The sequence below is a fragment of the Herbidospora sakaeratensis genome (assembly GCF_001570525.1).
In the GTDB taxonomy this organism is placed as follows: Bacteria; Actinomycetota; Actinomycetes; order Streptosporangiales; family Streptosporangiaceae; genus Herbidospora; species Herbidospora sakaeratensis.
Window position 1 is genome coordinate 158,718 of the sequence record NZ_BBXC01000020.1, and the last position, 13,084, is coordinate 171,801.

The window sequence follows — 13,084 nt, forward strand, 5'->3', positions numbered from 1 at the left end:
TGATCGCAATCGTTACCTGATCACCCCTGTGCCCAGCGGAAACATCCGTGTTACAAACCTCATTAATCACCCGGGGAGTGGCATCTCCGGCTAACTGAATACGTGGCAGCGTGATCGGCGCGCGCGCTTTGCCTGACTGTCTCCCTCCTGTCAGGAAAGGTCTCTTCATGCCTTTTCGAAGGCTGGCCAAGGTTCTCCTCTTGGCCGCTGCCCTCGTGCTGCCTTTGACCCCGCCGGTGGCCGCGCACGCCCAAGCGCAGGCCGTCGCAGCGGCGGCCGACCCTGAGTTCAAGGTCCTCGTCTTCTCCAAGACGACCGGTTTCCGGCACGACTCGATCCCCGACGGCATCGCCGCCATCCAGAAGCTCGGCACGGAGAACAACTTCGCCGTCGACGCGACGGAGAACAGCGCGGCCTTCACCGACGCCAACCTCGCGCAGTACGCCGCGGTCGTCTTCCTGTCGACCACCGGCGACCCGCTGAGCAACGCGTCCGAGCGTGCGGCGCTGGAGAAGTACATCCAGGGCGGCGGCGGGTTCGCGGGCATCCACTCGGCCTCCGACACCCACTACGGCTGGGAGTGGTACGGCAAGCTGGTCGGCGGCTACTTCAAGAGCCACCCGGCCACCCAGCAGGCCACCCTCCGGACCGAGGACCCCGCCCACCCGTCGACGGCCCACCTGCCGACCACGTGGACCCGGGTCGACGAGTGGTACGACTACCAGACCAACCCGCGCAGCACGGTGCACGTGCTGCAGTCGCTCGACGAGAAGTCGTACACCGGCGGCACGATGGGGATCGACCACCCGATCTCCTGGTGTCAGGACTACGACGGCGGACGCTCCTGGTACACCGGCCTCGGCCACACCAAGGAGAGCTTCGTCGAGGCGAACTTCACCAAGATGCTGCTCGGCGGCATCCGCACGGCGGCGGGCGTCGAGAAGGCCGACTGCGCGGCCTCGCAGTCCGGCAGCTACGAGAAGATCACCCTCGACGACAACACCTCGAACCCGATGATGATGGACGTCGCCAAGGACGGCCGCGTCTTCTTCGTCGACCGTCTCGGTGACTTCAAGATCATCAAGCCGAGCGGCGCCACGGTCACGGCGGCGAAGTTCAACGTGCACACGGCCAACGAGGCCGGCCTCATGGGCATCGCGCTGGACACCAACTTCGACACCAACAACCAGGTGTTCGTCTACTACTCGCCCGCCGGGGTCAACGTCGACCGGCTGAGCCGTTTCACGGTCGTCGGCGACACCCTCGACATGGCCAGCGAGAAGCAGGTCCTGAACATCCCGGTGCAGCGCGCCGAGTGCTGCCACCACGGCAGCCAGATCCTGCTCGACCACAAGACCGGCGACCTGTGGCTCTCGACGGGTGACAACACCAACCCGTTCGCCTCCGACGGCTACGCGCCGATCGACGAGCAGGCCGGCCGTGCCACCTGGGACGCGCAGCGCACCTCCGCCAACACCAACGACCTGAGCGGCAAGCTGCTGCGCATCCGGGTCCAGCCGGACGGCACGTACACGATCCCGCCGGGCAACATGTTCCCGCCCGGCACGGAGAAGACCCGTCCCGAGATCTACGCGATGGGCTTCCGCAACCCGTTCCGCATGGGCCTGGACGCCAAGACCGGCCACGTGATGGTCGCCGACTACGGCCCCGACGCCGGCGCGAGCAACCCGCAGCGTGGCCCGCAGGGCACCGTCGAGTGGAACCTGGTCAGCAAGACCGGCTTCTACGGCTGGCCGTACTGCGTGGGCAACAACACGCCGTACATCGACTGGAACTTCGCGACCAAGACGCCGGGGCAGCCCTTCAACTGCGCCAACCCGGTCAACGAGTCGCCGAACAACACCGGCCTGACGCAGCTCCCGCCGGCCGTCCCGGCCACGATCGACTACGTCAACTCCACCAACCCGAACCGGTTCCCCGAGCTCAACGGCGGCGCGCCGATGGCCGGCCCGGTCTACCGCTACGACGCGGCCTCCGAGTCGACGGTCAAGTGGCCGGCGTACTGGGACGGCAAGGCCATCATGGGCGAGTGGAACACGAACAAGATGTTCTCGTTCCTGCTCAACGAGGCCGGCGACGCCCAGGTCAAGATCAACCAGATCCTGACCGGGATGAGCTTCAAGCGCCCCATGGACATCAAGTTCGGTCCTGACGGCGCCCTGTACCTCATCGAGTGGGGCTCCGGCTTCGGCGGCGACAACGCCGACTCCGGCATCTACCGCATCGAGTACGTCAAGGGCACCCGCCCGCCGGTCGCGCGCGTCTCCGCCGACAAGACCGACGGCCCGGCCCCGCTGACGGTGCAGTTCTCCAGCCAGGGTTCCAGCGACCCGGACGGCAAGCCGATCACCTACGCGTGGGACTTCGACGGCGACGGCACCACCGACTCCACCGCGCAGCACCCCAGCCACACCTACACCCAGGCCGGCCAGTACAGCGCCGTGCTCACGGTGACCAACCCCGACGGCCTGCACGGCACCGCCAACCTGCCGATCACGGCCGGCAACACCCGCCCGACGGTGACGCTCACGCTGCCCCCGAACGGTGGTTTCTTCGAGTTCGGCGACCAGGTCGGCTACAAGATCTCGGTCACCGACCCCGAGGACGGCACGATCGACTGCGCCGGCGTCCAGATCCAGGCCTACCTGGGTCACGACAGCCACGGCCACCCGCTCGACCAGCACCAGGGGTGTGAGGGCACGATCCAGACCCTGACCGACAGCGGTCACGGCATCGATGACAACCTCTTCTACATCCTCGAAGCGACCTACGCCGACAAGGGCGGCCAGGGTGGTTCGCAGTCGCTGACCGGCCGGGCCGAGGTCATCCTCCAGCCCAAGCGCAAGCAGGCCGAGCACTTCTCGGGCACGGGCCGCGTCGCCGACGGCGTCGGCACCGACCCGGCGGGTGTGCAGATCGAGGCGACCGGCGACACCCAGGGCGGCAACCAGAACATCGGGTTCACCCAGGACGGCGACTGGTTCTCCTTCAGCCCGGTCAACCTGGGCGGCATCTCCCAGATCCGGTTCCGCACGGCCTCGGCCGGCGTGGGCGGCACGGTGCTCGTGAAGACCGGCAACCCCGACAACGGCCCGGTGGTCGGCCAGATCGACATCACCCCGACGGGGGCGTGGCAGACGTACAAGGACGTCACGCTGAACCTGACCAGCGCTCCGGCGACGACCGGGCCGCTGTTCTTCGTGCTGCGCAAGCCGGCCGGCGCGGCGGCGGGCGACTCGCTGCTGAACTTCAACTGGATCGACTTCGTCGGCAAGGGCGTCACCGAGAACCAGCGCCCCGCCGTGACGGTCACGGCCAGCCCGCTGTCGGGCACGGCCCCGCTGAAGGTCGACTTCACCGCCACGGCGACCGACCCCGATGGGGACACACCGCTGACGTACAAGTGGAACTTCGGGCCGACGACCGCGACGGCGAGCAACACCTACGCGGCCCCCGGCACGCACACCGCCTCGGTGACCGTGACCGACGCCCGGGGCGCGGCCACCACCGCGTCGGTGAGCATCAGGGTGGACGCGGTCACCAGCACCTGCTTCTCGGGTCGTTCCGACGACTTCCTGGGCACCTCACTCGACCGTGACCGCTGGTCGGTCATCCGCGAGGACCAGAACCTCAGGGTCCAGGACGGCAAGCTCGTCCTGCCGACCTCGCTGACCGACATCTACGGCACCAACAACACCGGCACCCCGAACCTCGTGCTCCAGCCGGTGCCACAGGGCGCGTGGACGGCCACCGCCAAGCTCACGATGAACGCCCGCGACCAGTACCAGCAGGCGGGCCTGCTCATCTACGGCGACGACGACAACTACGCCAAGATGGTCCTCCAGGCTCGCGCCACGAACGACCACTCGCAGCGTCTGTTCCAGTTCATCCGCGAGGAGAACGGCGTACCGAACGAGGTCGCCGCCAGCAACTCGCCGAACCTCGGCGACGCCTACGCCGACACCGTCTACGTGCGGTTCGTCAGCGACGGCGCCAACATCACCGCGCACTACTCGCAGGACGGCGCGACCTTCACCGCGATGACGCAGACCAAGGCGCTGGCCGGGATCGCCAACCCGCGCATCGGCCTGGTCTCGCTGGCCGGTTCGGGCACCCGCCCGATCGTCGACGCCGCCTTCGACTGGTTCCACATCACCCCCGACGACAAGGCCGTCAAGCCGGGCCCGAACGACGAGTTCGACGGCACCGCGCTGGACGTCTGCCGCTGGAACGCGGTCGTCCGCCCGGACGCCGCCACCAGCCGGGTCGCCGGCGGCAACCTGGAGATCGACACCGCGCAGGGTGACATCTACGGCACGGCCAACACCGCGCCGAAGAACTTCATCCTCCAGACCGCGCCCTCGGGCGACTGGACCCTGGAGACCAAGCTCGACGGCTCGGCGTTCAACGAGCAGTACCACCAGGGTGGTCTGATCGTGTACGTCGACGACGACAACTACGTGAAGATGGACTTCCTCACCGACAACACGGCCGGCTCGGCGGTCACCCGCCGCATCGAGCTGCGCAGCGAGGTCGGCGGTTCGGTGCAGAACCCGCAGCCCGGGGCGAACAACCTCACCCAGGGCGTCTGGCACCTGCGCCTGCAGAAGACCGGCACCACCTTCCGCGGCTCCTACTCGGCCGACGGCACGACGTGGACGACCATCGCCGAGGCCGTGACCAACACGGCGGTCGGCGCCGGCAAGATCGGCCTGTTCGCCCTGGGCGCCAACCAGACGGCGGCCAAGCCGGCCAAGTTCGACTACTTCAAGGTGACCCAGCCGAGCAGCGACACCACCGCCCCGGTCACGACCGCGACGCCGAACCCGGCGCTCCCGGCGAGCGGCTGGTTCACCAGCCTCGTCCAGGTGGCCCTGGCCGCCACGGACGCCGGGTCGGGCGTGGACAAGACCGAGTTCCAGCTCGACGGCGGCGCCTGGACGACGTACGTCGAACCGGTCACGGTGGCCGGCGACGGCCCCCACACGCTCAACTACCGCTCGGCCGACAAGGCCGGCAACGTCGAGCAGGCCAAGTCGCTGGCTCTCAAGGTCGACGCGACCACCCCCCTGACCACGGCGGACTTCCTGCCGGGGAACCAGGTGGCGCTGGCCGCGACCGACGCCACGTCGGGCGTGGAGAAGATCGAGTACAGCCTCGACGGCGGGGCGTGGACGACCTACACCGCCGCGGTCTCCGTGACCGGCGTGGGCGACCACGAGCTGCGCTACCGGGCGATCGACAAGGCCGGCAACGTCGAGGACACCAAGGCCGCGACGATCACGATCGAGGACACCGCGCCGACCATCGTGATCACCGGCGTCCAGGACGGCGGCTCGTACGGCGACGGCGCCGACGTGACGATCGCCTGGGAGGTGACGGGCGCCGGCGTCAAGACGGTGACCGGCACGCTCGACGGCCAGCCGTACGTGTCGGGCCTGGTCCAGCCGCTCTACAAGCTGGCCCTGGGCGAGCACGTCCTGCTGGTGACCGTGACGACCGAAGCGGGCGGGACGTACACCAAGGAGGTCAGGTTCACGACCACGACCTCGACCGATGACATCTCGCTCCTGATCGAGCGGTTCCAGGCGGCCGGGAAGATCTCGGCGACCGGGGCCGCGAAGCTCCAGGACGACATCGCCAAGGTCATGGCGTCGGAGGACAAGGGCCGTGACCGCGACAAGCCGAAGATCATCAAGAAGCTCGAGAGGTTCGTCGAGGCGGTCGACGATCCCAAGATCGTCAACGACGCCGAGGCGAAGGCGACCTTCCTCCGGGACGCCGCCGCGCTGATCGAGTTCTACAGCTAACCCGTTTCAGAGACCGGGGCGCCTCTTCGGAGGCGCCCCGGTTTTTTCACGCTGAGTAGACGTGGTCGCTGATGAGCCGGGCCGCGCCGACCACCCCCGCGACGTCCTCCAGCTCAGACAACACGATCGGCAGGTTCCCCGTCGCCAGCGGCAGCGACCGCCGGTAGACCACGCTGCGGATCTCGGCCAGCAGGATGTGGCCCAGCCGCGCCACCCCGCCCGCGATGATCACCAGGCCGGGGTTGAAGAAGCTGACCAGACCGGCGAGCACCTGGCCGACCCGGCGCCCGCCGTCTCTTATCAGCTGGATCGCCACCGGGTCGCCCTGGGCGGCGGCCATGGCGACGTCCTCGGCGGTCACCGAGCCCGTCGCGGCCAGCCGGGCGGCCAGATGGGGGGAGACCCCGCTGCGGGCGGCCGACTCGGCCTGGGCGGCCAGGGCGGAGCCGCCGAAGTAGGCCTCCAGACAGCCGATGTTGCCGCACGGGCAGACCGGGCCGTCTTCGTCGACCATCATGTGGCCGATGTCGCCGGCGCTGCCGGACACGCCCCGGTAGATCCGGCCGTCGACGACGATGCCGCAGCCGACGCCGGTGCCGATCTTGACCAGCAGGAAGTCGTCGACCTGGCGGGCGACGCCGGCGTGCAGTTCGCCGAGCGCCATCAGGTTCACGTCGTTGTCGAGCATCGCGGGGCAGCCGAGTTCCTGGCTGACCGTCTCGCGCAGCGGGTGGCGGTTCCAGCCGGGCATGATCGGCGGCACCACCGGCACCCCCTCGGCGAAGCTCACCGGGCCGGGCACACCGATGCCGGCGCCGTTGAGCTGGGTGTAGAGCCCCTGCTCGCGGAGTTTGCCGACGAGGTCGAACACCCGGTCGAGCACCGGGGCCGGGCCGTTCCTTATGTCGATCGGCTCGCTCACGTGGCCGAGCACGTTCAGCTCGCCGTCGGTGACGGCCACGTCGACCGAGGTGGCGCCGATGTCGATGCCCGCGAAGCGGGTGGCGGGCGACAGCCTGACCAGGCCGGATCGCCGGCCGCCGCGCGACTCGGCGAAGCCGTCGGGGGCGGCGAGGCCGAGCTCGATCAGGCGGTCGAGCTCGCCGTTCAGCTTGGACCGTGACATTCCGTCGGAGGTGAGGTCGTTGAGCTGGGCTCGCGACCTGGGCCCGTCGCGGAGGAGGCGCAGCAGCGCGGCCTGGTGCGGGTTCTCCGGGCGGTTGGTCTTCACGGGAAAAAACTACCTCACAAGCTACTTTCGTCTGAAAAATCAAAAGATTAGTTGGACCGTACGTAACTTCTAGACCATATCCCCGAAACAACTTACGCTTCGATCGAGTCAAGTCCGGCTTAAGGATGCACATGAAACACCGCCGCAGGTGGCTGATCGCCACCGCATCACTGCTCGTCCTGTCGGGCGTCACCGCCGTCCCCGCACAGGCCCACACCATCAACGCGACCGACTTCCAGCAGGTCACCCTCGCCAAGGGCGAGCCCGAGATGGGTGAGCCGATGTCGCTCGCCGTGTTACCCGACCGCTCGGTCCTGCACACGGCCCGCAACGGCACCCTGCGGCGCACCGACGCCGCGGGCAACACCTCGGTCATCGGCACGCTGCCCGTCTACACGCACGACGAAGAAGGGCTGCAGGGCGTCGCCGTCGACCCCGGCTTCGCCACCAACCGGCACGTCTACCTCTACTACGCGCCGCCGCTGAGCACCCCCTCGGGCGACGCCCCCGCCTCCGGAACCGCCGCCACCTGGACGACGTGGACCGGTGTGAACCGCCTGTCCCGGTTCACACTCAACGCCAACTTCACCCTCAACATGGGCAGCCAGGTCAACGTCCTGGACGTGCCCGCCAACCGCGGCATGTGCTGCCACGTCGGCGGCGACATGGACTTCGACGCGGCCGGCAACCTCTACCTGTCGACGGGTGACGACACCAACCCGTTCGAGTCGGCCGGCTACTCGCCGATCGACGAGCGGACCGAGCGCAACCCCGCCTACGACGCCCAGCGCAGCGCCGGCAACACCAACGACCTGCGCGGCAAGATCCTGCGCATCAAGGTGAACGCCGACGGCACCTACTCCATCCCGTCGGGCAACCTGTTCGCCCCGGGCACCGCGAACACCCGTCCCGAGATCTACGCGATGGGCTTCCGCAACCCGTTCCGGATCAGCGTCGACAAGGCCACCGGCATCGTCTACGTCGGCGACTACGGGCCCGACGCGGGCTCGACCAGCTCCACCCGGGGTCCCTCGGGCCAGGTCGAGTTCAACCGGGTCACCAGCCCGGGGAACTACGGCTGGCCCTACTGCACCGGCACGAACACCACGACCGAGACGTACAACGAGTGGAACTTCGCCACCAACGCGACCGGTCCGAAGTTCAACTGCGCGGGGCAGCCGACCAATAACTCCTTCCGCAACACCGGCCTGCAGACGCTGCCGCAACCGCGCCCGGCCTGGATCCGGTACGCCGGTGACGCGGGCACGCCCGCCGCGTTCGGCGGGGGCAGCGAGTCGCCGATGGGCGGCCCGGTCTACCGCTACAGCGCCTCGAACACCTCGGCCACCAAGTGGCCGCAGAGCTTCGACGGCCAGTTCTTCGCCACCGAGTTCGGCCGGGGCTGGGTCAAGCCCATCCACGTGAACGCCGACGGCTCGGTCGGCACGATCGACACCTTCCCGTGGAACGGCAAGCAGGTCATGGACTCGGCGTTCGGCCCCGACGGCGCCTACTACGTCCTCGACTACGGCACCGGCTACTTCAACGGCGACGCCAACAGCGCCCTCTACCGCTACGACTACGTCGGCGGCGGCAACCGCGCCCCGAACGCCGTCGCGGCCGCCAACCGGACCTCGGGCGCGGCCCCGCTCGCCGTGACCTTCTCCTCGGCGGGCAGCAGCGACCCCGAGGGCGGCGCGCTGACCTACTCGTGGGCGTTCGGCGACGGCACCACGTCGACGGCGGCGAACCCGACCAAGACGTACAGCGCCAACGGCACCTACACGGCCACGCTGACCGTGCGCGACCCGCAGGGCGCGACCGGCACCGCGAGCGTCGTGATCAGCGTCGGCAACACCGCCCCGACCGTGACGATCAACCTGCCGGCCTCGGGCCAGCTGGCCTCCTTCGGCGACAGCGTGCCGTGGAGCGTCACCGTCACCGACCCCGAGGACGGCACGGTCGCCTGCTCGCGGGTGACCATGACCTACCTGCTCGGCCACGACCAGCACGCCCACCAGATCACCGCCCAGAACGGCTGCTCCGGCACGATCACCATCCCGGTCGACGGCGAGCACGACGACGCGGCGAACATCTTTCCGATCTTCGACGCGTCGTACACCGACAACGGCGGGCTGACCACGCACACGCAGAACCTGCTCCAGCCGCGCAAGCGCCAGGCCGAGCACTACAAGACGTCGTCGGGCGTCGCCCCGATGACGAAGACCACCGCCGACGGCGGGCGCACGGTCGGCGACATCCACAACGGCGACTGGATCCAGTTCGACCCGTACAAGCTGAACAACGTGACGTCGTTCACGGCCCGGGTCTCCTCGGCCGGCATCGGCGGCACCCTCCAGTTCCGCACCGGCTCGGCGACCGGCCCGATCATCGGGCAGGCGGCCGTCGCGCCGACCGGCGGGTGGGAGACGTTCGTCAACGTCACCGGCACGATCTCAGGCGCGCCGTCGACCGCGACCTCGCTCTACGTGACCTTCGCCGGCACGGGCACCGGGGCCCTGTTCGACCTCGACAGCTTCACCTTCGCGACCGGCACCCCGCCGGCCAGCGGCCGGGTCACCGGCCTGGGCGGCAAGTGCCTCGACGTCCGGGGCGGCACCGCCACCGACGGCACCCAGGTCCAGATCTACACGTGCAACAGCTCGACGGCGCAGACGTGGACCCGTACCGGACAGACCCTCCGGGCCCTCGGCAAGTGCCTCGACGTCTCGGGCGCCAGCACCGCCAACGGCGCGAAGATCCAGATCTACACGTGCAACGGCACCAACGCCCAGAACTGGACGGTGAACAGCGACGGCACGATCCGCAACGTCGGATCGGCCAAGTGCCTCGACGTGACGGGTAGCAGCACCGCCGACAGCACCGTCGTGTCCCAGCAGACCTGCACCGCGGCCGCGAACCAGAAGTGGACGGTTTCCTGATGCGGAAGTTACTGACGGCAGCCGGGGCGATCGCCCTGGCCGCCACCACCCTGACGGCGTCACCGGCCCAGGCCGCCGACGCCCCCTATGACGTGCTCGTCTTCTCCAAGACGGCGGGCTTCCGGCACGACTCGATCGCGGTCGGCACCCAGGCGATCCGCGACCTGGGCGCGGCCAACAGCTTCAGCGTGACCGCCACCGAGGACGCCGCCGCCTTCACCACGGCCAACCTCGCCCAGTACGAGACGGTCGTGTTCCTCAACACCACCGGCGACGTGCTGAACGCCACCCAGCAGACGGCGTTCGAGAGCTACATCCGCGGGGGCGGCGGCTACGTCGGCGTGCACGCGGCGGCCGACACCGAGTACGCCTGGCCGTTCTACAACACGCTGGCGGGCGCCTACTTCGCCAGCCACCCGGCGATCCAGCAGGTCACCTCGCGCACCGAGAACCGGGCCCACCCGGCGACCGCGCACCTGCCGCAGGCGTGGACCCGCACCGACGAGCTGTACAACTACCAGACCAACCCGCGTTCGACCGCCCGGGTCCTGGCCACCCTCGACGAGTCGACCTACTCGGGCGGCTCGATGGGCGCCGACCACCCGATCACCTGGTGCAAGGGCATCGACAGCGGCCGCTCGTTCTACACGGGCTTCGGCCACACCCAATCGACCTACGCCGAGGCCGGCTTCCGCAACCAGCTCCTCGGCGGCATCCGGTACGCCGCCAAGCGCGCCGACGCCGACTGCCGCCCCGAGACCGGCTACACGACCCTCTACAACGGCTCGACCACGGGCTGGTCACAGTCGGGGCCGGGCAGCTTCGCCAACTCCGACGCGACCCTGTCGTCCGTCGGCGGCATGGGCCTGTTCTGGTACAACGCCAAGCAGTACACCAACTACTCGCTCAAGGCCGACTGGCGGCTGACCGGCGACAGCAACTCGGGCATCTTCATCGGCTTCCCGAACCCCGGCGGCGACCCCAACATCGCCGTCAACCAGGGGTACGAGATCCAGATCGACGCCACCGACACCGCCGACAGGACGACGGGCTCGATCTACGGCTTCAAGTCGGCCGACATCGCCGCCCGCGACGCCAACCTCAACCCGCCGGGCGAGTGGAACACCTACGAGCTGCTGGTCGAGGGCCAGCGTGTCCGGGTCTACCTGAACGGCGCGCTGATCAACGACTTCACCAACACCAACGCCGCGCGCAACCTCGACGGCTACATCGGCCTCCAGAACCACGGCTCCGCCGACCAGGCGGCGTTCCGCAACGTCCGGATCAAGGAGCTGGGCGGCGCGCCGATCTGCGACACCCGCGTCCAGGCCGAGTCGTTCACCTCGGTGAACGGCGCCGCGCCCTTCACCAAGGCCGGGGCCAACAACGGGCAGACCCTGGGCAACATCGAGCCCGGCGACTGGGCCGGCTACAACAACATCGCCGTGGGCGGCGCGACGGCGATCCTGGCGCGGGTGGTGTCGGGCGGCCCCGGCGGCCAGATGCAGATCCGCACCGGCTCCCAGACCGGCCCGATCCTCGGCACGGTCGCCATCCCCAACACCGGCAGCTGGAACACCTTCGCCGAGGTGGGCACCACGCTGAGCGGCGTGCCGTCGGGCAACGCCAACATCTTCCTTACCTTCACCGGCACGGGCACCGGCCTGTTCGACGTGGACGACTTCACCTTCCTCCGATCCTGTACGCCGAACCTCAGCAACCTCGCGCTGAACAAGCCGGCCACGGCGTCGAGCGTTGAGTCGGGCGCCTACCCGGCGTCCGCCGCCGTCGACGCCTCGGCCACGACCCGGTGGGCCAGCGCCTTCGCCGACCCGCAGTGGATCCAGGTCGACCTGGGCCAGACCTACACGATCAACCGGGTCCGCCTGCTGTGGGAGGCGGCCTACGGGTCGGCGTACCAGATCCAGACCTCCACGAACGGCTCGACCTGGACCACGGCCAGATCGGTGACCGGCGGCAACGGCGGCGAGGACGACAACACGGGCCTGAACAACCAGGCCAGGTACGTCCGGATCCACGGCACGACCCGAGGCACCGCCTGGGGCTACTCGCTCTTCCAGTTCGAGGTCTACGGCAGCTAGCCAAGATCACCAAAGGGGGCGCCGGCGCGACCGGCGCCCCCTTTCCCATGCGACCAAATCACCACGGACCCAGCGACCAAATCACCACGTGACGCGCTCGCGGCCGGGGCGGCTGTCATATAACGCCAGGTCGCTGGGTATCTGAAAAGAAGTTCGCGGCTTTTGTCACAACTTCTGGCTCTCCCCTGTCCTAGCTGACGTCCGGCAACGAGAAAAGGGGAAGCTATGAAGATCGTCGTCATCGGGGGCACCGGGCTGATCGGGTCCAGGCTCATCGAGATGGTGCAGGAGCACGGCCACGAAGGGGTCGCCGCCGCGCCCAGCACGGGCGTGAACACCCTCACCGGTGAGGGACTCGCCGAGGTCATGCAGGGCGCCGACGCCGTGGTCGACGTGTCGAACTCGCCCTCCTGGGCGCGCGAGGACGTGTGGAACTTCTTCACCACGTCCACCTCGAACCTCCTGGAGGCCGAGAAGGCCGCCGGGGTCGGGCATCACGTCGCCCTGTCGATCGTGGGAAGCGAGCGGCTGCCCGACAACGACTACTTCCGGGCCAAGATCGCCCAGGAGGCGCTGATCGAGGGCTCGGGGGTGCCCTACTCGCTCGTCCACGCCACCCAGTTCTTCGAGTTCGTCAAGGGCATCGCCGACGAGGCGACCCGCGACGACGGGGTGCACATCGCCCCCGTGCGGTTCCAGCCCATCGCGGCGGCCGACGTGTCGCTGAACGTCGGCAAGGTCGCCGTCGGCGCGCCGCTGAACGGGCGGCGGGAGATCGCCGGGCCCGAGCAGTACCAGATGGACGAGTTCATCGGCGAGGCCCTCAAGGCCCTCGGCGACCCCCGCACGGTCGTGCCCGACGTCCACGCCCGCTACTTCGGCAGTGAGCTGGAGCAGCGTTCGCTGGTGCCCGGCGACGGCGCGACCCTCGGCCGGATCGGCTATTTCGACTGGCTCAAGGACAACCAGGGGAAGTGA

The 13,084-nt window shown here is 69.0% G+C and carries 5 protein-coding genes; 4 read left to right on the top strand and 1 reads right to left on the bottom strand.

Annotated elements, in window-relative coordinates:
- Window positions 1-200: 200 nt before the first annotated feature.
- Window positions 201-5,831, top strand: coding sequence for a ThuA domain-containing protein (locus AW271_RS38040; RefSeq protein ID WP_218008225.1), 5,631 nt, complete (start codon window positions 201-203; stop codon window positions 5,829-5,831).
- Window positions 5,832-5,877: 46 nt separating this feature from the next.
- On the opposite strand, the gene AW271_RS31100 is transcribed toward AW271_RS38040, so the two are convergent.
- Entirely contained in the window at window positions 5,878-7,062 is a 1,185-nt protein-coding gene (locus AW271_RS31100; protein WP_062341168.1) for an ROK family protein, read from the bottom strand.
- A 131-nt stretch (window positions 7,063-7,193) separates the two neighbouring features.
- Between AW271_RS31100 and AW271_RS31105 the strand changes: the two genes are divergently transcribed.
- The 3 genes from AW271_RS31105 to AW271_RS31115 all read left to right on the top strand — a co-directional run bounded on the left by AW271_RS31105 (window position 7,194) and on the right by AW271_RS31115 (window position 13,084).
- Complete coding sequence (locus AW271_RS31105) at window positions 7,194-10,004, top strand: PQQ-dependent sugar dehydrogenase (protein WP_218008226.1); 2,811 nt, start codon at window positions 7,194-7,196, stop codon at window positions 10,002-10,004.
- Window positions 10,004-12,106 (top strand): ThuA domain-containing protein, encoded by a 2,103-nt coding sequence (locus AW271_RS31110; protein WP_169806421.1) that lies wholly within the window; start codon window positions 10,004-10,006, stop codon window positions 12,104-12,106. Before AW271_RS31105 ends, AW271_RS31110 begins: the two co-directional genes overlap by 1 nt.
- A 225-nt stretch (window positions 12,107-12,331) precedes the next feature.
- Window positions 12,332-13,084 (top strand): SDR family oxidoreductase, encoded by a 753-nt coding sequence (locus AW271_RS31115; RefSeq protein WP_062341170.1) that lies wholly within the window; start codon window positions 12,332-12,334, stop codon window positions 13,082-13,084.

What these genes read in the sequence shown, in the direction of transcription:
- AW271_RS31110 (WP_169806421.1), top strand. Translation starts at nt 10,004, where the DNA reads ATGCGGAAGTTACTGACGGCAGCCGGGGCGATCGCCCTGGCCGCCACC.
- AW271_RS31105 (WP_218008226.1), top strand. Translation starts at nt 7,194, where the DNA reads ATGAAACACCGCCGCAGGTGGCTGATCGCCACCGCATCACTGCTCGTC.
- AW271_RS31115 (WP_062341170.1), top strand. Translation starts at nt 12,332, where the DNA reads ATGAAGATCGTCGTCATCGGGGGCACCGGGCTGATCGGGTCCAGGCTC.